17 protein-coding genes and 1 pseudogene are annotated in these 22,409 nt (G+C 64.3%); 6 read left to right on the top strand and 12 right to left on the bottom strand.

Going from position 1 to position 22,409, the window contains the following annotated elements; genetic code table 11:
* The first annotated feature begins 102 nt into the window (after positions 1 to 102).
* Complete coding sequence (locus tag ACP8LP_RS10240) at positions 103 to 480, top strand: YchJ family protein (RefSeq protein WP_256998261.1); 378 nt, start codon at positions 103 to 105, stop codon at positions 478 to 480.
* Between the two features lie 210 nt (positions 481 to 690).
* On the opposite strand, the gene clpB is transcribed toward ACP8LP_RS10240, so the two are convergent.
* The 8 genes from clpB to ACP8LP_RS10280 form a co-directional block, all read right to left on the bottom strand.
* Positions 691 to 3,264 (bottom strand): ATP-dependent chaperone ClpB, encoded by a 2,574-nt coding sequence (clpB, locus tag ACP8LP_RS10245; RefSeq protein WP_016666210.1) that lies wholly within the window; start codon positions 3,262 to 3,264, stop codon positions 691 to 693.
* A gap of 235 nt (positions 3,265 to 3,499) precedes the next feature.
* The gene (locus tag ACP8LP_RS10250) at positions 3,500 to 4,864 is read right to left on the bottom strand and encodes an ABC transporter substrate-binding protein (protein ID WP_016666211.1); all 1,365 of its coding nucleotides are present in this window, start codon (positions 4,862 to 4,864) and stop codon (positions 3,500 to 3,502) included.
* 102 nt (positions 4,865 to 4,966) lie between these two features.
* Positions 4,967 to 5,866: a carbohydrate ABC transporter permease gene (locus tag ACP8LP_RS10255; RefSeq protein ID WP_004809270.1), complete on the bottom strand. Its 900-nt coding sequence runs from the start codon at positions 5,864 to 5,866 to the stop codon at positions 4,967 to 4,969.
* Positions 5,863 to 6,876, bottom strand: coding sequence for a carbohydrate ABC transporter permease (locus ACP8LP_RS10260; RefSeq protein WP_252923456.1), 1,014 nt, complete (start codon positions 6,874 to 6,876; stop codon positions 5,863 to 5,865). The genes ACP8LP_RS10255 and ACP8LP_RS10260 overlap by 4 nt, the downstream gene beginning before the upstream one ends.
* A gap of 246 nt (positions 6,877 to 7,122) precedes the next feature.
* Positions 7,123 to 7,872, bottom strand: a complete 750-nt coding sequence (locus tag ACP8LP_RS10265; protein ID WP_484483140.1) for an HAD-IIB family hydrolase — start codon at positions 7,870 to 7,872, stop codon at positions 7,123 to 7,125.
* Positions 7,873 to 8,035: 163 nt separating this feature from the next.
* Complete coding sequence (locus ACP8LP_RS10270) at positions 8,036 to 8,980, bottom strand: fructose bisphosphate aldolase (RefSeq protein WP_004809276.1); 945 nt, start codon at positions 8,978 to 8,980, stop codon at positions 8,036 to 8,038.
* A 28-nt stretch (positions 8,981 to 9,008) separates the two neighbouring features.
* Positions 9,009 to 9,518 (bottom strand): flavin reductase, encoded by a 510-nt coding sequence (locus tag ACP8LP_RS10275; protein WP_434285704.1) that lies wholly within the window; start codon positions 9,516 to 9,518, stop codon positions 9,009 to 9,011.
* A gap of 58 nt (positions 9,519 to 9,576) precedes the next feature.
* Positions 9,577 to 10,971: an Nramp family divalent metal transporter gene (locus tag ACP8LP_RS10280; RefSeq protein WP_484483141.1), complete on the bottom strand. Its 1,395-nt coding sequence runs from the start codon at positions 10,969 to 10,971 to the stop codon at positions 9,577 to 9,579.
* A gap of 55 nt (positions 10,972 to 11,026) precedes the next feature.
* Between ACP8LP_RS10280 and ACP8LP_RS10285 the strand changes: the two genes are divergently transcribed.
* From ACP8LP_RS10285 to ACP8LP_RS10300, 4 genes are all read left to right on the top strand, one after another.
* Positions 11,027 to 12,262, top strand: coding sequence for a sensor histidine kinase (locus ACP8LP_RS10285; RefSeq protein WP_004809281.1), 1,236 nt, complete (start codon positions 11,027 to 11,029; stop codon positions 12,260 to 12,262).
* Entirely contained in the window at positions 12,259 to 12,933 is a 675-nt protein-coding gene (locus ACP8LP_RS10290) for a response regulator (RefSeq protein WP_004809284.1), read from the top strand. Before ACP8LP_RS10285 ends, ACP8LP_RS10290 begins: the two co-directional genes overlap by 4 nt.
* Positions 12,934 to 13,088: 155 nt before the next feature.
* Positions 13,089 to 13,826: an ABC transporter ATP-binding protein gene (locus ACP8LP_RS10295; RefSeq protein WP_016666217.1), complete on the top strand. Its 738-nt coding sequence runs from the start codon at positions 13,089 to 13,091 to the stop codon at positions 13,824 to 13,826.
* Complete coding sequence (locus ACP8LP_RS10300; RefSeq protein ID WP_484483142.1) at positions 13,823 to 16,240, top strand: ABC transporter permease; 2,418 nt, start codon at positions 13,823 to 13,825, stop codon at positions 16,238 to 16,240. The genes ACP8LP_RS10295 and ACP8LP_RS10300 overlap by 4 nt, the downstream gene beginning before the upstream one ends.
* A gap of 27 nt (positions 16,241 to 16,267) precedes the next feature.
* Here ACP8LP_RS10300 and ACP8LP_RS10305 read toward each other — a convergent pair whose 3' ends face one another.
* A complete protein-coding gene (locus ACP8LP_RS10305) occupies positions 16,268 to 16,648 on the bottom strand; it encodes an NUDIX hydrolase (protein ID WP_036976280.1) in 381 nt (126 codons plus the stop codon).
* Between the two features lie 247 nt (positions 16,649 to 16,895).
* On the opposite strand from ACP8LP_RS10305, the gene ACP8LP_RS10310 reads away from it, so the two are divergent.
* Positions 16,896 to 18,260, top strand: a complete 1,365-nt coding sequence (locus tag ACP8LP_RS10310) for an amino acid permease (protein WP_484483143.1) — start codon at positions 16,896 to 16,898, stop codon at positions 18,258 to 18,260.
* Between the two features lie 70 nt (positions 18,261 to 18,330).
* On the opposite strand, the gene ACP8LP_RS10315 is transcribed toward ACP8LP_RS10310, so the two are convergent.
* The 3 genes and pseudogenes from ACP8LP_RS10315 to ACP8LP_RS10325 all read right to left on the bottom strand — a co-directional run bounded on the left by ACP8LP_RS10315 (position 18,331) and on the right by ACP8LP_RS10325 (position 22,385).
* On the bottom strand, positions 18,331 to 19,908 hold the full coding sequence (locus ACP8LP_RS10315) for an aspartate:alanine exchanger family transporter (RefSeq protein ID WP_015582051.1): 1,578 nt from the start codon (positions 19,906 to 19,908) through the stop codon (positions 18,331 to 18,333).
* Positions 19,909 to 20,187: 279 nt separating this feature from the next.
* Positions 20,188 to 21,231 (bottom strand): annotated as a pseudogene (locus ACP8LP_RS10320) (zinc-binding dehydrogenase).
* A gap of 293 nt (positions 21,232 to 21,524) precedes the next feature.
* Positions 21,525 to 22,385, bottom strand: a complete 861-nt coding sequence (locus ACP8LP_RS10325; protein ID WP_016666223.1) for an SGNH/GDSL hydrolase family protein — start codon at positions 22,383 to 22,385, stop codon at positions 21,525 to 21,527.
* Positions 22,386 to 22,409 lie beyond the last annotated feature (24 nt).

The raw sequence follows: 22,409 nt of genomic DNA on the forward strand, positions 1-22,409 counted from the left end.
CCTTTCGCGCGCCCACGACGCGTACCTGCCCCGCATGAGGGGACGCCATGACTGTAGTCGGTCGGCTCCTGGCGTCTCGCAGGACGGTGGGATGCTTGGGGCATGGCCCCATCATGTCCCTGCGGATCAGGACTCCCTCTCGACCAGTGCTGCCGCCCGGCGCTCGACGACCCCCGTCGCGCCGAGACGGCCGTGGCCCTCATGAGATCGCGGTACACCGCCAATGTCCTGGGTCAGTGGAACCACCTGTGGGCGACGTGGCATCCGCGCACCAGACCGAACGTCGTCGATTCCACCGGTATCGAATGGACTGGTCTGACCATCCTCGCGACCGAGAACGGCCATCCAGGCGACACCACAGGGGTCGTGGAGTTCCGGGCAACCTACCGCTCCGGCGGACATGATGACGTCCTCCACGAGGTCTCACGCTTTCAGCGTCGCGCTGGTCGCTGGATGTACGTCGATGGGGACGTCGACTGAGACTCAGGGCGCTTCCGGAGCGGCAGCAGAATCGTAGCACGGTCCCGGTTGAGTGAATCGCGGAGTACCCACCACCGATGCCTGCTCCGGCGATGAACCGGCACAGGCCGGGGGCCAGATCGAGAAGGAGGATCCAGCGACATCGGACCCGAGCAGGTTGAGGTCTGAACCTTGACCCGTCACGACGCGGTCACATTGTCACGCTCACCTTCAGAGGATGACAATCCCGTCCCTGTCCTCGTTGCCGTCAAAGATCACGGTGTCACCCTCAACCACCTCGCCAGCGAGCACCTTGCGGGCCAGCTGGTCCTCGATGGTGGTCTGTATCAGACGACGCAGCGGTCGGGCACCGTACACCGGATCGAATCCCGCAGTCGCGAGCCACTCCTTCGCAGCATCAGTGGTCTCGACGGTGATCCTGCGATCAGCGAGCCTCGAGTTCAACTTGGCCAGGTTCGTCTCGACGATCCGAGCAAGATCCTCACGGGAGAGCGGGTCGAACATCACGACGTCGTCGAGTCGGTTCAGGAACTCGGGACGGAATGCCGCACGCACCGCATTCATGACGGCCTCGTGCTTGGCCTTGTCATCGAGGTTCGGATCCGACAGGAACTGGCTACCGAGGTTGCTCGTCAGCACCAGGATGGTGTTTCGGAAGTCGACCGTACGACCCTGACCGTCGGTGAGACGGCCGTCATCGAGCACCTGCAGCAGAATGTTGAAGACGTCCGGATGAGCCTTCTCCACCTCGTCGAGGAGGATGACCGAGTATGGACGACGCCGCACGGCCTCGGTGAGCTGACCTCCCTCCTCGTATCCGACGTAGCCCGGAGGGGCACCGACCAGGCGCGAGACGGAGTGTTTCTCCATGTACTCGCTCATGTCGATGCGGACCATGGCGGTCTCGTCGTCGAAGAGGAACTGGGCCAGGGACTTGGCCAGCTCGGTCTTGCCGACGCCGGTCGGTCCGAGGAAGAGGAAGGATCCGGTGGGCCGGTTCGGGTCGGAGATGCCCGCCCGGGAACGACGCACCGCGTCCGACACCGTCTTGACGGCGCGCTCCTGGCCGATGAGGCGTTCGTGCAAGCGCTCCTCCATGTGGAGCAACTTCTCCTGCTCGCCCTGCATCATTCGACCGACGGGGATGCCGGTCCACGAGGACACGACCTCGGCGATGTCGGAGGTGCCGACCTCCTCGGAGACCATCCGGGAGCCGTTCTCCTCGGCCTTGTCAGCCGCCTCAGCCTCCTTCTCCAGGGCCGGGATCTGGCCGTAGAGGATCTCGGAGGCCTTGCCGAAGTCACCCTCACGCTGGTACTTCTCGGCGGAGGTGCGCAACTGATCGATGCGGGTCTTGAGCTCGCCGACCTCGTTGAGGCTGGCCTTCTCGGCCTCCCAGCGGGTCTCGAGCCCACGCAGGGTCTCCTCCTTGTCGGCCATCTCGGCGCGCAGCCTCTGCAGACGCTGCTTGCTGGCCGGGTCCTCCTCCTTCTCGACGGCGAAGATCTCCATCTTCATGCGGTCGACCTCACGACGCAGGGTGTCGATCTCCTCCGGGGAGGAGTCGATCTCCATGCGAAGACGGGAGGCAGCCTCGTCAATCAGGTCAATGGCCTTGTCAGGGAGCTGACGCGCGGTGATGTACCGGTTGGACAGGCTAGCGGCCGCGACGAGGGCACCGTCGGTGATCCGTACCTTGTGATGGGCCTCGTAGCGCTCCCGCAGACCACGCAGGATGGCGATGGTGTCCTCCACCGAGGGCTCACCGACGAAGACCTGCTGGAAACGACGCTCCAGGGCGGGGTCCTTCTCGATGTGCTCGCGGTACTCGTCAAGGGTGGTCGCGCCGATCATCCGCAGCTCACCGCGAGCCAGCATCGGCTTGAGCATATTGCCGGCGTCCATCGCGCCTTCGCCAGAAGCTCCGGCACCGACGACGGTGTGCAGCTCGTCGATGAAGGTGATGACGTGCCCCTCGGCCTCCTTGATCTCGTTGAGGACGGCCTTGAGACGTTCCTCGAACTCGCCGCGGTACTTGGCGCCCGCGACCATCGAGGACAGGTCCAGGGAGACGACCCGGCGACCCTTCAGGGAGTCGGGGACGTCCCCGGCCACCACTCGCTGGGCCAGCCCCTCGACGACGGCGGTCTTGCCGACACCGGGCTCGCCGATGAGGACCGGGTTGTTCTTGGTACGTCGCGCCAGGACCTGGACGACGCGACGGATCTCCTGGTCGCGACCGATGACTGGGTCGAGCTTGCCGGAGCGAGCGCGCTCGGTGAGATCGACGGAGTACTTGGCCAAGGCGGACTCTCCGCCCTCGGACTCCTCGGAGGTGACGCGACGGTCACCACGCCCCTCGTTGAAGGCGGACGCCAGGGAATCGGGCTTGAGGCCGAGACCCGCGAGACCGCTCTGGACGTCGGAGGGAACCGCCGTCAGGGAGATGAGGAGGTGTTCGGTGGCGACGAAGGAGTCACCCATGGCCTCAGCACGGTTCTGTGCGTCGGCAATTACCCGAGCAAGGGCACCCGAGAGCTGCGGCTGGGCGACGGATGCCCCCGAGCTCGACGGCAGGGCGCGCATGGCGGTAGTTGCGACGGCGTCAACCCGTTGCGGATCGATGCCCAGGCCAGCCACCAGGGGGCCGACGGTGTTGTCCGGGATGGTGAAAAGAGCATGAAGAAGATGCGAGGGCTCCACGGACGGATTCCCGTGGGCCAACGCGTGCCGAGTGGCGGCGGTGACCGCGTCACGGCTCATTGTGGTGAGATTGGTGTCCATTACCTGCCTCGCTGAAGTTGAGTTGCTATGACTCAAGTATGGACCTTCATTCGGCGCAGTCAAGTAGGGTTGAGCTCCATCGACTCAACTATGCCGACAGCAGAGGAACGCACCTCGTCACAACCACCAAATCCCCTTGTCACCGACAAAATACGGCGACGCCGCACCTCACAGCACGGCGTCGCCAATTGTCATCGCTGCGACAGCGGCGGCCTCAGAAGCCGTCGAGACGCGATCACAGGTGGGGTTTCACCTGAGTGTTGTAGATGTTCTCGAGGGTGGAACGCAGCTTGGTCATGGCCGGCTTCAGCTCAGCACCCTGCTGGATGACCGAGGCGATGGCCTTGGCGATCTCCTGATCGCCACCGGGCAGGAAGACGCGCGCGTAATCCTGCGGACGGGTGGCGTCGAGCTGCTTGATGGCCTCACCGATGAGCGGGTTCTCCTTGAGCAGCTTGGAGGTGTCGGAATCGTTGCAGACCGGCATGTAACCGGTGGCAGCGGAGAAATCGACGGTGTTCTCGGCATTGGTGAGGAAGCCGATGAACTTGGCGGCGGCCAGCTGCTTCTCCTTGCTGGAGCGAGAGCAGATGGCCACACCGGCACCACCGGTCGGGCAGACCGGCTTCTCGACGGCAGGTCCACCGGGCAGGAACCCGACGCCGACCTCGAACTTGTTGCCGACGGCCTTCTGGACGCCGACGAGCGAGCCGGTGGAACCGATGGTGGCCGAGCAGGCGCCGGCAGCCATGTCGTCGGTGGACTCGTTGGAGGAGACTCCGGCCCACTTCTCCTTGAGGACCGCGTCACGAACGACCGTCAGGGCCTTGATGGACTCGTCGGAGTCACAGATGATGTCGAAGGAGTCCTTCTTGGACCAGCCACCGCGGTATCCCCACAGGATGTTCTGCAGGGTCCAGCCGGCGTAGTCGGTGACCGACGGGAACTGGTAGGCGTGCTGAGCTCCGGTCTTGGCGTCCTGCAGCTTCTTGGCCCAGGTCCTCCACTCGTCCCAGGTCTTCGGAGCGCGGTCGGGCAGACCGGCGGCCTTGAAGTGGTTCTTGTTGTAGTAGAACAGCGGGGTCGAGCGGGAGAAGGGCAGGGCGTACAGGTTGTCCTTGTAGCGGTAGTCGTCGATGAGCCCCTTGCGGTAGGCCGAGACGTCAATCTTGGCAGCCTTGAGCAGGTCGTCCAGCGGAGCGATGGCGTCCTGCATGTAGTAGCGGAACCACCAGACGTCGGAACCGATGATGACGTCAGGGGTGTCCTTGCCGGTCAGCGCGGTCTGGAACTTCTGCGCAACCTCCTCATAGGAGGAGCCGGCCGGGACAATCTTGACGGAGATCCCTTCCTTCGCCTTGAAGTCGTCGCAGATCTTCTTGGTGACGTCACCGGACCCGCCTGGATTGTTGGTCCAGAAGGTGATGTCGGTGGCGGGCTTGACGTCGGCGTAGTCAACCTTCTCGGCAGCCTTGGAGGCTCCCTTGCTGGAGGAGCTGACGGCGGAGGGGCCCGAGCACGCGGCCAGGCCCAGGGTTCCGGCCCCGAGGGCCGCCATGGTCAACAGCCGACGACGGCTGATGGGGTTGAGGTCGGACACGGTGATGCTCTCCTTGTGGATCGAGTCGAACGTGAAATGGGGATGGATGGGAACTCGCGCCGGAAGGAAGACCGGCAGCGTCACTGGACCAGCGGACGCAGGTCACTTGACCGCGCCCTGGGTGAGTCCAGCGACGAGGTATCGCTGGAGTAGGACGAAGATGAGGAGGACCGGGAGGATGACGAACACGGCACCAGCCATGAGGATCGGATAGACGCCGGCGTCGGAGTCGACGGCCTGCAAGGCGGTGAGCCCCACCGGGAGCACCATCCGTGAGGTGTCCGAGGTGATGACCAACGGCCAGATGTAGTTGTTCCACTCGTCGACGATCGTCACCAGGCCGACCGTGGCGATCGCGGGAGCTGACATCGGGATGACCATCCTGAACAGCCGGGTCATGTGGCCTGCACCATCGACCTCGGCAGCTTCCATCACCTCGCCCGGCAAGGACAGGAAGTGCTGACGTAACAGGAACGTCCCGAAGGCCGTACCCAGGCCGGGGAGAATGATGCCCCAATAGGTGTTCACTCCCCCGAGCTGGGAGATGAGGACGTAGTTCGGGACCAGGGAGACCTGGGCGGGAACCATGAGGGCAACGAGAACCAGGATGAAGATGATCTTGCGTCCCGGGAAGTGCAGGAAGGCGAAGGCATAGGCGCTGGTGCAGGCCAGGACGAGCTTGACCGTCGCGCCAATGGCGGTGACGATCACGGTGTTGAGGAAAAGCTGCGGGAAGTCGATGGTCCGGGAGGCCTGACGGTAGGCGTCGAAACTCCAGTGATGAGGCCACCAGACGACGTCCTGGCCGACGATCTCGGACGGGGTCTTGAAGGATCCCAGCACCATCCACAGCAGCGGCAGGACGACGATGAGGGCGGCCAGGATCATCGGCAGGTAGCCCGTGAAGGCCTTGGAGACACCGGACTCGGCCCCCACGACCGACTCGTCGACCTTGTGGGAACGGCGGATGTCGGCGCGACGAACGGCTGCATTCAAGCTCACGAGTAGTGCACCCGCCTTTCGAGGAAGCGCATCTGGATGACGGTGAGGATGAGCAGGATGACTACGAGGACCGTCGACTGAGCGGCCGAGTAACCGGCGCGGTTGTACGTCCCGAAAGCCTGGATGTACGAGGAGTACATGAGGGTCGAGGTGCCCTGACCCAGCGGGGTCATGATCTTGATGATGTCGAAGGCCTGCAGGGAGGACAACATCGTCGTCAGGGTGAGGAAGAAGGTCGTCGGGGACAGCAACGGCCAGACCACCGAGCGGAAGGTGCGGCGACGGGAGGCGCCGTCGAGTGCTGCCGCCTCGAGCAGGTCGCGCGGAATGCCCTGCAGGGCTGCCAGGTAGATGACCGCGCAGTAGCCGAGGTTCTTCCAGACGTAGACGATGATGACCATCGCCAGGGCCAGATGCGGGTTGTTGAACCACTGCGGCACCGGAAGGTGCATTCCCCGCAGAATCGCGGAGAGGACGCCGGTGACGGGGTCGAAGATGAACATCCACACCATGCCGATACCCACACCGGAAAGGACGTACGGTGCGAAGACGACGGCTCGGGCGACGTTGCGTCCCACCAGTTGACGGTTGAGGACGACGGCCAGCCCGAGGCCGATGAGCATGGAGAATCCGACGGTGGCGACGGTGAAGATGAGGGTCGTCGTCAGGACAGTGCCCGCGTCGCGAGTGAAGAACTCGACGTAGTTCTGCAGCCCGACCCAAGTGGCATTGGCCGAACCGAGGGTCCAGTCGAGAGCCGAGTAGTAGATGTTCAGGAAGAACGGTCGGTAGACGAACAGTGCAATGAGGATCGCGTTCGGGGCCACAAAGGTCAGGAAGAGCAATCCCTCCCGCCGCATTCTGCGGCTCAGGCGGCGTTTGGGTACTCGACATGCCGTGGACGTGACTTGTGACGACCTGACCTGCAGCGCAGGATCCGGTGACGGTGACGCCACCACTCCAGACGACGTCGCGCCCACCGGCACGGCTTCGTCGACTCCGGTGTTCACCCGTCCTCCTCAGGATTTCATTGCCGCCCTCTCACAGGCAGCGCCGAGGAAGGACACTAGGAAGCCGTGGTGTCGTCATCCCAATACTCAGGTGACACCGACGAGACCCCAAGATGAACTCTTGTGTCACAGTGTTGGTACGACCACTGGAACGACCCTCTTGTGCGATACAAGGGGGTCTTCATGTGGCGATATGACGCTGTGTGATGCTCGTGTGAAAACAGTTTCGTGAAGGAACGGAACGTGTCAGTCAGACAAGAGGGTCTCAAGTTTGTCGGCCGTGTCCTGCCAATCCGTGACGGCGACGCACGGGATGCCCATGACCTTGACGGGGTAGTCGTTACCGTGCTCGTCGAGGCGATCCCCGTAGAAGAGCACGTCCTCCTTGGACAGGCCCGTCACAGCGAGCAACTTGCCCATCCCGAAGGACTTGTCGCGGCCGACGCGGGTGATGTCGACGGAGGTGGATCCGCCGGCGCGCACCTCGAGGTCCGGAAGCTTCGCCGCCACGACCTCGCGGAGCTTGAGCTTCTTCTCACCGCTGGGATCCCACGCCTTCTTGGCATCGACGGGGGCCTGCTGGCCCAGGGCGGAGAAGGTGATCTGGGATTCTCGATCCTCCAACCTCGGCCCCCAGGCGCGCTCCTCCCACAACCCCAGGTTACGGGCGCAGGTCTCGACGGCATCGATGGCGCGGGACTTCTCGTCCTCGGTCAGCGCCTCGACGTAGATACGCTGCCATTCTCCTTCAACACAGCGGAAGTACTGGGTGCCGCAGGCGGGCAGCAGGTGGAGATGATCCAGGTGAGGGGCATTGACGTCATCAAGGGCCTCGACGACCTGAGTACGGAACTGGCCGAACTGACCGCCGGAAATGACACAGACGCTGGTGTGATCCAGCAGCCGCGACATGATGTGCGCCATGGGCTCAGGGAGACGGGTCTTCGAGGGGGCCAGGGTGTCGTCCAGATCGAACGCGACGAGTTTGGGGATCACAGGAGCATTCTACAAGGCAGACAGCCCTCCACACCACCGTTCACCCTGTTCCGAAGCCGTTTGCGTCCAACCGGAGCCACTCTGCGTGACGAGGCGGGGCATCCATCCCATGACACGACGACGGGCCCGCGAGTTCCTCGCAGGCCCGTCATACGACGAAGGGTCAGGACACCGAAGCAGCGTATATCGAATCGATGGAGCTGCGGAGGGTCTCGTCGAACTCCTCCTGGGACTGGCCGTGACTCAGCCCCTCGGCGAGAGCACGCGAGAAACTCGCGATCAGTCCGTGGTTACGAGCCAGCTTCTCATTGGCCTCCTCACGGGAGTAGCCACCGGACAGAGCCACGACACGGAGAACCTTCGGATCCGCAATGAGATCGGTGTACAGGTCATCGGTCGTCGGAATCGTCAGCTTCAGCATGATCCTGGCGTCGAGAGGCAGAGCGTCGATGTGCTCACGAATGAGGTTGTGCAGCCTCTCCTCCGCCTTCTGCTTGTTCGGTGCATGGATGTCGACCTCAGGCTCGAGGATCGGCACCAAGCCAGCGGCGCGGACCTGCTCACCGAGCTCGAACTGCTGATCGACGATCTTCTTGATGCCGTCCTTGTCGTCATCAAGAATGACCGAGCGCTCCTTGGTGCCGAAGATGTGCTTCTCCTCGACAGCGCGATGAAGGAGCTCGTCAAGACCGGGGATCGGCTTCATGACGCGGACGTGGGACTCCTCGTCGGCCAAGCCCTTGTCGATCTTGAGGAAGGGGACGATGCCCTTCTTCTGCCACAGAAAATCACCGGTGGGAATTCCCTCGATCTCACGATCCATCGTCATCTCGAACAGAATCGCGGCAAGAATGTGGTCGCTGGTGAACGACGGGCTGGTGATGATCCTGGTCCGCATCTCGTGGACCAGATCGAACATCTTGTCCTTGTCGTCGCCGTAGACCTCGGGCTCCACCCCGTACGCCTTGAGAGCCTTCGGTGTGGAGCCTCCGGACTGGTCCAGAGCGGCAATGAATCCGGGCGCAGTTCCCATACGTTCAGTCTGCTGGGCGCACGCATCATTAGCTGTCATAGCGACATCTCCTTCGACTTCGATGGCGTCTTCCAACGTACCCGAAAAAGCGGGACAAAAAAGTCTAGCGAGGTATTTCGTGCCATCCTCGCGCCATCCTCACCAAACCGGGAGCGCGACGGTTTCCAATGTCGATCCGATCAACGGTGACGGCGATGAGCGTGGCCGATCCGGTATCGGTCATCGCCTGGACGAAACCGTGCAAAACCGGACCTGGGACACTCAGTTGCGGCGCTCCCTCGGTGCTGGGTATCCACTCAGTTCCGACGAAGTGGTCCGCACCGGGTACCGCGAACGCATCTGCCAGATCGGTTCGGTCCGCATCAAGCATGTGGACGACGACGCGGGCCCCCTCCTTCAGAGCCGCCAAGGTCGTCGAGCCATTACCCATCGACACCGAGACGACGGCAGGCACGACTGACACTGATGCCAGGGAGGACACCGTCAGCCCCTCCGGACCACCTGCACCCATCGTCGTCAGGATTGCCACGCCGGCAGGATGTCCGCGGAAAGCGGTCGCCAGCTCAGTGGCCAGTTCGTGAGTTGGACTCGGTGTGGGGTTCGGCGTCGTCACGCCCTGAGTTTGTCACCAATCTCACGAAGGACGCCAGACAGTCTCACTCAGGGATCATTTACCTCATGATCGTCGCGACGACGAGGACGACGTTGAGAGCTGACACCGCAACGACGACCGTCCACGAGATGACGGACATGACTCGACCATTCGCCCATTGACCCACCAAGCGTCGGTCCCCCGTGAACCGCGCCAATGGCACGAGGGCCAGCGGCAACCCCATGCTCAGGAGGACCTGGCTGAGGACGAGGGCTCTGGTCGGATTCGCTCCCGACGCCAGGATGATGAGGGCCGGGATGATCGTCACGAGTCGGCGGACGAGCATGGGCACTCTCATGTGGAGCAGCCCTGCCATGATCTCAGCCCCGGCATAAGCACCTACCGACGTCGAGGCCAACCCCGACGCAAATAGTCCGATGGCGAAGATGACCCCGATCGTCGACCCCAGGGAGGAGCTGATGGCCGCGTGGGCCTCGGCGATGCCGTCAATCCCCTCGACTCCCTGCAAGCTCGCCGCTGCCAGCAGCAGCATCGCGATGTTCACCGATCCGGCCAACACCAGGGAGACCACGACGTCCCATCGCGTCGCCTTGAGAAGTCTGGAGATCTGGCTCGGCCGATCATTCACCCCGTGACGATCTCGCACCAGTGAGGAGTGCATGTACACCGCGTGTGGCATGACGGTGGCGCCCAGCATCGATGTGGCCAACATGACCGTTTCGGTGCCTTCGAACCTCGGAACCATGCCGGAGGCAATCCCGCTCCACGACAGGGGCGAGAAGGCCAGTCCTGCCGTGAAGCCAATGGCGACGACCACGAGCATCCCGATGATGACGAACTCGAAAGCACGCTGCCCGTGACGAGACGGGATTGCCAGGATCGCCAGGGACAGCGCCCCAGTGATGAGACCTCCGACGAGCAGAGGTAGGCCGAATAGCAGCTCCAAGGCCACTGCTCCACCGATGACCTCGGCCAGGTCCGTCGCAGCCGCGACCAGCTCGGCCTGGAACCAGAAGGCCAGCCGACTGCTTCGACGTGGTAGAGCGTCCCCGACGAGCTCAGGAAGGGAATGGCCCGTGACCAGTCCCAACTTGGCCGACAGATATTGCACCAGCATCGCCATGACGTTGGCGATGACGAGCACCCACACCAGCAGGTAGCCATAGCCAGCCCCTGCCGAGAGGTTCGCGGCGACGTTCCCGGGATCGACATACGCCACGGCCGCGACGAAGGCCGGGCCCATCAGGCGTATCAGTCGGGAACGGTTCTGCACACCGCAATCATGTCCCCTCGGCCGCGGACCTCCCAGCGGAGCCACAGCCAACGGCCATGTTTTCGGAGAGAGCTGAACGGTCACGGCCGGTCGAATTCTCCTTAAATCCATCGACGGAAGGATGTGACTCATCCGTTCTGGCCGTAGGGTCAGAACGGTGAGCAGCACTTCCGTCCCCACACGTCGTCCCCCGGGACGTCTGCGTCGTGGCTATCGATGGTTGCGCGCGCACCCCATGATCCTCGACTCGGTGTTCGCCTTCGTCGTCGTTGTGGTCACCGTGATGTCCTGGGCTCAGCAAGACCATGTCACTGCCCATGAAATATGGATGCTCGTGCTGGTCCTAGCGGTTGCAGCCTCCTGGGTGTGGGCCCGCACCAGGCCGGAGATCACGGCGGCAGTACTGGTCGGCTCACACCTCGTCCAGCTTGCGATGACGACCGACCCGTGGCCGCAGAACGTTCTGGTACCCATCATCCTGTACCAACTCTCGCTGAAGACCGAGAGACCACGGCGCAGCTTCTGGCTCGCACTGTGCTTCGTCGCCCCGAGCGCCGCCGCGGTGAGTTGGGGATTCGACCCCAGGTCCGATCTGAACACGCATACGAAGCTGCTGCGCTCCGGCATCATCGCGATCGGGTGCATGGCATGTTGTCTGGCAGCCTGGTTCGCCGGAAGTGCGGCTCGGGATCGTCGCCAGACCATGGAGGCGTTGCGCCAACGCGCCATCGACCTGGAACGCGAACGCGACCAGGGCATCCGTCTTGCCACTCAGGAGGAACGCGCCAAGATCGCCCGGGACATGCACGACATCGTCGCCCACTCCCTGTCGGTCATCGTGGTGCAGGCCGACGGTGGCTCCTATCTCGCCCATCACGAGGAGGTCGGCGACGCCGAGACCCGTCTGGCGGCCAGCGCCCAGGCTCTCGACACGATCGCCACGACCGCCCGTCACGCCCTCGACGAGACCCGCCGTCTCGTCGGGGTGCTGCGCGACGACGACTCCGACCCCGAACTCGCACCCACCCAGGGCCTTGACGACATTCCTCGTCTGGTCGAGGAGATGAAGGGAGCGCTGTCCATCGACCTCAGGGTCGAAGGAGACCCGGAATGCCACGAACCCCTCTCCCAGGGCGCCCAGCTGGCCTGTTACCGCGTTGCCCAAGAAGCCCTCACCAACGTCCTCAAGCACGGTGGTCCTGCCGCCACTGCCCAGGTCATCGTCAGCCATCACCCCGACGACGTCACCCTGGAGATCCTCGACGATGGCCGAGGAGCCGGAGTGACTGGCATCGAGCGGGCCGACGGGGCAGGGCACGGCCTGGTGGGAATGCGCGAACGTATGTCCGCTTGGGGTGGCACCCTTGAGGTGGGGAGTCGCCCGGACCACGGGTTCCGAGTCCACGGCGTCATCCCCACCCATCAATCATTCAGTAATCGTCAGTCCGAGCCCCGAAGGACCATGCCATGACCGACCCGATCCGACTCCTCCTGGCCGATGACCAGCAGATGGTTCGTGCCGGATTCCGTCTGGTCCTCGACGCCCAGCCCGACATGACCGTCGTCGGCGAGGCCAACACCGGCGCCGAAGCCGTCACCCTCGTCGATGAGCTGTCCCCCGACGTCGTCCTCATGGACATCCGAATGCCCATCCTCGACGGCCTGGGCGCCACCGAGAAGATCATGGCCGCCCACACTGAGGCCAGGATCCTCGTCTTGACGACCTTCGACCTTGACGAGTACGTCCATGCTGCCCTGCGCGCCGGAGCGTCCGGATTCATGCTCAAGGACGCCGGTCCGACGGAACTGCTGGCTGCCATCCGAGCGGTTCGTGACGGCGACTCGGTCGTCGCCCCGTCGGCCACCCGTCGTCTCATCGAACGCTTCATCCCTCGTCAGGGGGAGGGTGCGCCGACGATGACCGACCCCAAGCTCATAGATTCGCTGTCCGACCGGGAGCGCGAAGTGCTCACCTGCGTCGGCGAGGGGCTGACGAACACCGAGATCGCCGAGCGGCTCTACCTGGCCGAGACAACCGTCAAGACCCACGTCGGGCACATCCTGTCCAAACTCAACCTGCGCGACCGGGTCTCCATGGTCATCACTGCCTACGACGCCGGACTGGTTCGGCCCGGCCGCTAACCTTTCGGACATGAGGGGCCTCAGCCCGGTCCTTCTGCGGACGAGCTGGGTCCTCCTGCAGTAGGAGAGCGGGAACCGTTCCCGGGACTGATGTGTGACGAGGGACAACGCCCATAGCGTCAAAGGCGTTGTTGCACCTCGACACAGGAGTTCTCATGTCTGCCTCAGCGCCGGCCGCGCCGACCACATCCTCGACGACCGCCCCCAGCGCGGTCCGCACCCTTGACCTCACCAAGACCTACGGCTCGGGAGCCACCCTTGTGCGGGCGCTGCGCTCCGTGACCCTCGACATCCCGGCCGGGCGCTTCACCGCCATCATGGGAGCGTCGGGTTCGGGCAAGTCGACCCTGCTGCACTGCATGACGGGTCTGGACTCCCCCACCTCCGGACGGGTGTGGATCGGTGACACCGAGATCACTCACCTCGACGACGACGCCCTCACCCGGCTGCGTCGCGACCACGTCGGATTCGTGTTCCAGTCCTTCAACCTCATGCCGACGCTGACGGCCTCCGACAACATCATGCTGCCGTTGAGGCTGTCCCACCGCAAGGTCGACAAGGAGTGGTTCGATCACATCACCGGAATGCTCGGTCTCACCGAGCGTCTTCGCCACAAGCCGTCGGAGCTGTCAGGCGGCCAGCAGCAGCGCGTTGCCGTCGCCCGTGCCCTGGTGACCCGCCCGGACGTCATCGTCGCCGACGAGCCCACCGGCGCCCTCGACTCGGAGGCCAGCGACGACCTGCTCGACTTCCTGCGCCACTGCGTCGACGACCTCGGCCAGAGCGTCGTCATGGTCACCCACGACCGCGACGCCGCCGCCAGGGCCGACGACATCGTCACCGTCGCTGACGGCCAGGTGTCCACCACTCGTGGGCAGGAGGTGTTGGCATGATTCATGAACGTCGTCGTCTCATTCCCACGATGATCGCCGTCATCATCGGGGTGGCCTTCATGGCCAGCACCCTGATGTTGATGGATTCGATCAAGGCTTCCGCGTTGCGGACCCAGGCGGCAGCCGTCGGGGATGCCGCCGTAGTCGTGACTGGCAAGGACAAGACCATTGCCCAGACCACCGTTGACAACGTCGCCAAGGTCGATGGTGTGACCTCGGTCGAGGCCACCCGCAACGTCTTCCTGCAGCGCACCGACAACGGGCAGTCCGCCTATGTCACCGGTCACCTCATGCCAGCCCACCCCGACATGGTCGAGGGACGCGCCCCGACGGGGGCGAACGAAGTCGTCGTCAACCAGAGCACTGCGGGCAACAAGGCCACAGTCGGTTCCCGGATCACGGTCAGTGACATGTCCCAGAAGAAGCTGAAGTCCACCAACCTGACCGTGGTGGGCGTGCTCAATCCGAATGCTCGGACCACGAGCACCCCGACCTCTTCGGAGATCTACCTGCCTACCGCCACCCTGGCCAGCATCAGTGGTCAGGGGGGTGCCGACGTCCTGTACGTCAATTCCGACCGCCCAGCCTCCGAGGTCGTCAAGGATGTCTCCGAGGCCGTCGGCAGTACCGCCGCCGTCCGTACTGCCGACGACGAGCGGGCCCATCAGGCCGAGCATGCCTCCGACGGATTCGCGGCCATGACGACCTTCATGGGTGCCTTCGCCGTCATCGCCCTGGCCGTCGCAGCGATGGTGATCGTCAACACCTTCACCATCCTCGTCGCCCAGCGCACCCGCACCTTGGCCTTGGCCCGCTGCATCGGTGCCACCCGCAAACAGGTGCGTCACTCGGTGGTGAGCGAGGCCCTCACCGCCGGCCTCATCGGATCGGCCGTCGGAACGACTCTTGGTATTGGCGTCACCCAGCTCATGCTCATGGGGCTCAAGGCTGCGGGCTCCCCGGTCGACGCTTCGGTCAGCGTCACCATGATGTCATGCATCATCCCACTCATTGTCGGAATCGTCGTGACGACCTTGGCCGCCCTGCCACCGGCACGTCGCGCGACCAAGGTCGCCCCGGTCGCTGCTCTGCAGCCCATGACCAAGACGCCCACCCGCAGGATCGGTCGAGTCCGCATCATGCTCGGTGCCCTGCTCTTCATCGCCGGTGCCGCCCTCGTCATCGCCTGCGCGACCGCTGACATAGAAACCAATGTCGCCGTGCTGTGCGGGGTGGCCGGTGGATTCGTCAGCTTTGCCGGCGTGCTGGTGCTGGCTCCCGTTCTCATCGGCGGGCTGAGCCGAGCCATCGGTGCCGCCCACCTCGGTGGGGTTCCGGGAGAGTTGGCTGTCGAGAACACCCAGCGCAACCCGCGCCGTACCGCCACGACGACGTCTGCCCTGCTCATCGGTGTCACCCTCATCGCCACCGTCGCGACGGGAGCTGCCACCGGACGGGCCTCCATCGACAAGGCCATGAACGGTCACTTCCCCGTCGACGCCACCGTGCAAGCCCAGGGCCCGCTCGACAAGGCGACCATCCAGGACGCCAGGAAGACCGACGGAGTCGCCAAGGTCGCTCCTGTGACGACAGCCACCGGAACCATTGAGGGCGGCGGAGATGCCAAGCAGACCACTATCCAGGGTGTCTCGTCGGAGTTCTCCCAGGTCGTTCGCAACGATTCCGCCACCAAGGGGCTCGACAGCACCCACGCCGTGGGCTCCGTGCCGGGTGCCTCCGACGGCGACAAGATCACCGTCACCGTCAAGGGCAACAAGGTCAACCTGACCCTGGTCGGACATGGTCAGGACACGCAGGGCATCGTCGTCACCCAGGATGTCATGACCAAGCTGGCTCCGAAGGCCGAACCCACCCAGCTGCAGGTCCGCTACAAGGACGGCGCCGATCAGTCCAAGACGACCCAGGCCCTGTCCAAGTCCATGTCGGCCCACCAGGGAGTGACGGTCGCCTCGACCGCTGACCAGAAGGCCCAGATGGACAAGGTGATCAACATCCTGCTCGGCATGGTCGTCGGTCTGCTGGTGATTTCGGTCATCATCGCAATGGTCGGTGTCGCCAACACCCTTGGCCTGTCGGTGGTGGAGCGCACCCGCGAGATCGGGTTGCTGCGCGCCCTCGGACTGACGCGGAAACAGGTGCGGTCGATGTTCGGCACGGAGGCGCTCATCCTCTCGGGCATTGCGGCAATCCTCGGTATCGCGCTGGGTATCGGGTACGGCATCGCCGGATCCCACGCCCTCTTCAGTTCGATCATGACCGTTCAGGCGTCCGTGCCGTGGGTTCAGATGCTCGTGGTGGCCGTCGTCTCGGTGCTGGCCGGATGGATAGCCTCCGTGATACCCGGTCGCCGTGGAGCGAAGATCAAGCCCGCCGTCGCCCTGGCTGAGGAGTGAGCTCAAGGGCTGGCGACACCATGAGGTTCACAGCAGGCCTCGCTGTTGCAGGGCCGGGATGACCCGGTCGAGCAGCAGCGGGGCCTGTCTCACGTCATCGTGGCAGTGATCGAGGTCGGTCCACTCGTACTCGACGATCTCGGAATCGGGGACGGGCTCTGGCCAGGAGTCCTGCCAGTCACAGATGTAGACCGCGCAGCGAATGCCATCGGCGTCACCGTTGGCGGCAGGGGCGTCGAAGGTTCCCAGGTGGGTGAGGTCTGCGGGATCGAGGACCAGACGGGTCTCCTCCCGGGCCTCGCGGATGGCGGCATCGAGAGGGGTCTCGCCGGGCTCGATCTTGCCACCGGGAAGGATGACGTGATCGGCTCCCCGTTTTCGGACGTTGAGACAGGTTCGCCCTCGCATCAGGCACGCGGCGGAGAGGTTGAAGATCACCTGGTCAGGGTACCGATACCCCGACGCCACCCCACGGAGCTGCCAAAAAGTGGCCCGGATCAGGCATGTACACGTTTTCATCTCGATTTTCTGGCAGCTCCGTGGGGTGACCGGCAAGTATCGGCACCTCGGCGTCGTCGTGACCTCTCGCCTGCGCGAACGCTCACCCCTCGATCACCGCCGCCTCCTTCTCGGACCCGCCCCTAAACTCACCGGCGTGACCGAACCTGATCAGCAACTGCACCGCAGCCTGAGAAACCGACACATCCAGCTCATCGCCCTGGGTGGCGCCATCGGAACCGGCCTGTTCTACGGAGCTGCCGACTCGATCTCCGCCGCTGGCCCGGCCATCGTCATCAGTTACCTGGTGGGGGGCGCGGTGATCTACCTCATCATGCGTGCTCTCGGCGAGATGAGCGTCCACCACCCGACCTCGGGCGCCTTCAGCGAGTACGCGCACCGATGGTGGGGGGACCTGCCCGGCTTCATCTCCGGCTGGAACTACTGGTTCAACTACATCTTCGTGTCGATGGCCGAGCTCTCGGTGGTCGGAATCTACGTCAACTACTGGTTCCCGGCCGTGCCCCGCTGGCTGTCAGCGGCGGTTCTCCTCGTCATCGTCACCACCGTCAACCTGCTCCACGTGCGCGCCTACGGCGAGGTGGAGTTCTGGTTCGCCATCATCAAGGTCGTCGCCATCGTCGCGATGATCATCCTGGGGCTGTGGATCATCCTCTTCGGATCTCCCTCCACCCCGGCGACCGGATTCAGCAACATGTGGCGCAACGGCGGGTTCATGCCCCACGGCGTCACCGGGATGCTCGCCGGCATCATCATCGTCATGTTCTCCTTCGGCGGCACCGAGCTCATCGGCATCACCGCCGGCGAGGCCGAGGACCCGCAGCGTTCCATCCCGAAGGCCATCAACCGGGTCGTCGGGCGGATCCTGATCTTCTACGTCGGCGCCCTCGTCGTCATGCTGGCCATCGTCCCGTGGACCAAGATCGACGGCACCGCCAGCCCCTTCGTCCAGATCTTCGACCTCGTCGGCATCCCGGGAGCGGCCGCCATCCTCAATCTCGTCGTGCTCACCGCGGCGATGTCGGCGTACAACTCCGGTCTCTACGCCAACGGTCGGATGCTGCACGCCCTGGCCCACCAGGGTGACGCCCCCAGGGTTCTCGGCAAGGTCAACAGGGCCGGCTCCCCGTGGGTCGGTGTGCTGGTCTCCAGCGCGGTGACGGCCATCGCGGTGGTCGTCGTCGGGCTGCTGCCGGAACAGGCGTTCATGTACATCATGTCGATCGCCACGATCTCCGCCATCATCAACTGGGCGACGATCATCATCACCCAGATGCTCTTCCGTCGTCGTCTGGCCCCCGAGACTCACGCAAACCTCAAGTTCCAGATGCCGGGAGCACCGGTGACCAACTGGATCGTCATCGCCTTCCTGGTGCTCATGGTCGTCGTCATGCTGATCATGCCGCCCTTCCGGATCGCCGTGGCGATCGGCCCGATCTGGCTGGCCGTCCTGACTCTGGGGTGGTGGCTGTCTCGTCGCCGCAATCAGTCACGGGGCTGATCAGGTCCCCTCACCGACATGACGGGGGCCGGACGGTTGCACAACCGACCGGCCCCCGTTCCGGAAGAACTCACACCAGGACGATGACCTGCACCAGGAGGATCTTGACGATGGTTCCCAGCGCGAAGAGGGCACCGTAGGCCGACTCGATGCGCTCGTCGTTGACCAAGGAGTTGGCGTAGCTGAGGATGGCCGGCTGGCCCACGAAACCGGCGAAGGCACCGGTGGCGCGCTGGGCCGACAGTTTCATGAACCAGGCCGCAGCAATGACGATCACTCCACCGAGGACCAAGGTGACGGCTGAGACGCCGATGACTGCCAGACCGGTCCAGCTGGCGGCCTGGGACAGGAAGGCGGGACCGGACGCCAGCCCGACGCAGGCCAGGAAAATCATGAGACCGAGCTGACGCAGAATCGCGTTGGTGGCGTGTGGCAGCTGCCACCGCAATGGACCCGTACGATGCACCGACCCCAGGATCATACCCATGACGAGCGGTCCGGCTGCGGTTCCCAGCTCGAAGCGCAAGCCGCCGGGCAGGGCCACCATGAGAGCCCCGAGCAGCAGACCAAGGGCGGCGCCGAGCCCCAGGGACAGGGCGTCGACCTGGGAGACGCGGGCCTCGGAGTCACCGAAGAGGTCGGCGGCGTCGGACAGACGATTCGCCGGCACCACGCACAGCACGCGGTCGCCCGGCTGCAGGACGATGTCATCGCGGGCCAACATGTCGAGGTCGCCACGACGCACCCGAGTCACCTTGCCACTGGTACGGCCGCGCACATCGATGCTGCCGAGGGTGTGCCCGACCAGGGCAGGGTTGGACACCAGGAAGCGGCGGAAGTCAATCTCGTGGCGCTCGTCGGTGAGGGCGCGATCAGAGACGTGGCCCAAGTGCTCGACGGCACGGTTGACGTCGTCAGGGTTGCCGACGACGAGAACCTGGTCGCCGACATGGAGGTCGTCGTCCGGGGTGGCCAGCCGCATCTCGCCGTCGCGCAGCAGGTAGGACATCCGGATCTGGTCGTCGTTGAAACCTGGGGTCTCGCGAATGGAGGTCTCGCGATCGACGACCGTTGACACCGAAGTCAGCCCGGCCTCGGCCATGGAGGTGTTGTCCTTGGTGGCCGGCCAGTGCCGCTTGGCGACGAGGGCGACCATGACGAGCCCGACGACAACGCCGACCGGATACGACAACGCATAGCCAACGAGGGTGTCCCCGGCGCCGTGGGTGGCCGTCGATGCGGCGTCGATGGCCGGTGAGGTGAGGACACCGGCGTACAGGCCGGCGACGTGGGCCGGGCTCAGTCCGAACAATCGTCCCAACCCGAGCCCGGCGGCTGCCATGGCGGCAAGCCCGACGATGCCGGCGAACATGAGGCTCCACTGACGTTTGAGGTCGGACAGGAAGGTCGATCCAGCAGCCAGGCCGACGGTGTAACAGAACAGCACGACGCCGAAGCCCTTGATCATGCCCAGGTCCTGGCCGAAACGTGGGTCGAGGGCACCCACGACGAGCCCCATGAAGAGGGCACCAGCAGCACCGAATCTCAGTGGGCCGAACTTGATCTGGCCCAGCAGGGCACCAGAAGCCAGGACGATGAGGATCGTCAGCAGTTGATGCGTGGCGAGAAAGTCGGTCAGTACTGTCATGAAACTCCTGACGTCGTGCCGGCGTTCCCGCCCCGACGGCGGGATGCGTCGTCGCAGCAGTCCCGGGAGGTCCGGGGTTCAATCCTTGGATTGTAGGACCCCGCTCGGACAGAGACGATCACGCCCGTGGCGTTGCAGGCTCGCACGGCAACGTCCGTGGTCTCATACGTACGAGTGCCGACGAGACGAATCGCGACGGCACCCAGTGTGTGTCGAGCCTGTGCGCTGAACGTGTGCGTTGAGTTGTGTCCGAGGACCTTGCCTCAGGACTGGACGGCGTCAGGGCTTGACGAGGATACGGATCGGGTTGCCCTGATGGGACTCCAGCTCCTCAATGCCGCTCTTGACCTCCGACAGCGGAATGACCTTGGAGATCGACTCCGAGAGGTCGAGGCGGTGGTACGACAGCATCTCGGCCAGCATGGCGATGTCCTGGGACTTGTAACCAAGGTGGCCGAGAACCTGTTTGCGGTGCAGGTTGAAGTCCAGGAACGGGCCGGCGTCGATGTCCTGGGAGGAGAGACCGACGGAGACCGCCTTGCCGTCGACGTCGAGGGAGTCGACGCAAGCGCGCAGGGTGGGCTTGATGCCGACGGCGTCGAAGGCGACGTCGATCATGCGGCCGTTGGTGATGTCCTCGATCTTCTGCATGAGCTCAGGGTCGTCGCTGCGCAGGGTGTGATCGGCACCGAGTCGCTTGGCGCGCTCGAGGACTGCGTCGTTGAGGTCAATGGCGATGACGGGACGCCACCGGCCAGCTTGGCGAGCTGGACGAGGTGGGTCCCGACACCACCGACTCCCCAGACGGCGACGGCGTTGCCCATGTGCACCTTGCCAGTACGGACGACAGCGGCGTAGGGGGTGGAGACGGCATCAGCGAGAAGGGCGGCCTGGTCCATCGGGACGTTGTCCGGGATCTTCGTCATTCCGGAGGCCTGGGCGACGTGGTACTCGGCCCATGCGCCATCGTAGGCGAAGGCCATCAGGTTCAGGCTCAGGCAGTCTGTGAAGGCACCACGACGACACTTGCGGCACTTGAGGCAGGGACGACCAGCGGACGGGATGACGCGGTCACCCTCCTTCCACCCGGTGACGCCGGCGCCGAGCTCGACGATGGTGCCGGAGGCCTCATGGCCCTGGGTCACAACGGGACGACTGGCCGGGAAGGCGCCGCTGATGAGGCTCAGGTCGGAGTGGCAAATACCGCAGTATGCGACCTTGATGAGCACCTCACCGGGCCCCCGGGTGCGGGATCGGGATGTCCTCGAGGGTGATGGACCGATCCGCAGCGTGGAAACGTTCGGCAAGCATGGTTTCTGTCATCTTTGATCCCTTGTCAGCGCGTCGACCTCGGTGCCGACGCTACTTGTTATTCAGGGTAATACGAATAGGACGATCCAGCACCCAAAGATCGGGGTGAGATGTGGGTTGTCTCACACTGACAGGCGACGACGGCAGAGGGGAAGCTGTCACGTGCCCGCCGCATGCTCGGTCTTGGTGATCTGGGCGGCAAAACCCTCCAGCACCACCTCGGCATGGACGAACCCGGTACTGATCGGCAACCTCGGCCGCAGGTTCGTCCCGACGCACACCACGACGACACCGGAACACCGCCGTCAGGGCAGCTCAGCCTCCACGGCCTTGGCCAACACGGCGTGGCCCGTCTGTGACGGATGGTCACCGTCCTCGGCAAGAAGTTCGGTGTCGTCCCGCTTGTCGTCGGCGCCCTTGAACGGAGTACGCACATCGACATAGACGACCCCGATCTCGTCGGCGATGTCCTCGACCTGGGAGTTGAACACCTTGGTGATCGTGTTGGTGACATGGGAGTAGTCCTTGCCCTGCTCACGCCCGACCTTGCCGTCCATCCCGACATTCCAGTACCCGGTGACGACGACGGTGGCATCGGGCGTCGTCATCGCGGCCTTGATGCGTTCCAGGATGGTGCGCACCCGTCCGATCACCGCATCGACGTCACCTTCGACGCATGACGCATCGGCGTGGGCACACCTGGCGACGATCTTGTCGACGTCGAAATCGTTGGCCCCAATCGTCACGATGGCAAGATCAGCGGTCTTGAGCAAGGTCCTCGTGCCAGGTGACTCGAGCTGGGTGAGGACGTCAGTGGTCTTGTATCCCGACACCGACTCGTTACCCACGGAGGCTCGCACGCTCGCACGGTGGGCCATGTCTGTGCCGACCCGCTCGATGAAGGTGACGCACTGGCGGCATGCACTTCCCTGCGGAACGGAGTCGCCAAGGCCGACAGTGCCGAGGGTTCCGCCATGCCCCGTCAGTCCGGGAGCGGACCGCACCGCAACAACGGACGCCGGAGCCGAGGAGGTGGCCACGCTCGGCTTGCGATGCCGGTCGAAGGACCACCCGTTTGCGTGGTTGACAGGCCGCAATCCGAGGGTGATCCCGACCACGACGGCCGCGACGATTACTACACTGAGAATCCTGAGAATTCCCTTCACGATCTCATCATGCCTTGACGAGGA

The sequence above is a fragment of the Cutibacterium sp. LaCa_89 genome (genome assembly GCF_058177555.1).

Excerpts from the sequence above, each read along its gene's own strand:
- ACP8LP_RS10240 (WP_256998261.1), top strand. The coding sequence starts at position 103 with ATGGCCCCATCATGTCCCTGCGGATCAGGACTCCCTCTCGACCAGTGC.
- clpB (WP_016666210.1), bottom strand. The coding sequence starts at position 3,264 with ATGGACACCAATCTCACCACAATGAGCCGTGACGCGGTCACCGCCGCC.
- ACP8LP_RS10285 (WP_004809281.1), top strand. The coding sequence starts at position 11,027 with ATGATCCTCGACTCGGTGTTCGCCTTCGTCGTCGTTGTGGTCACCGTG.
- ACP8LP_RS10290 (WP_004809284.1), top strand. The coding sequence starts at position 12,259 with ATGACCGACCCGATCCGACTCCTCCTGGCCGATGACCAGCAGATGGTT.
- ACP8LP_RS10295 (WP_016666217.1), top strand. The coding sequence starts at position 13,089 with ATGTCTGCCTCAGCGCCGGCCGCGCCGACCACATCCTCGACGACCGCC.
- ACP8LP_RS10300 (WP_484483142.1), top strand. The coding sequence starts at position 13,823 with ATGATTCATGAACGTCGTCGTCTCATTCCCACGATGATCGCCGTCATC.
- ACP8LP_RS10305 (WP_036976280.1), bottom strand. The coding sequence starts at position 16,648 with ATGCGAGGGCGAACCTGTCTCAACGTCCGAAAACGGGGAGCCGATCAC.
- ACP8LP_RS10315 (WP_015582051.1), bottom strand. The coding sequence starts at position 19,908 with ATGACAGTACTGACCGACTTTCTCGCCACGCATCAACTGCTGACGATC.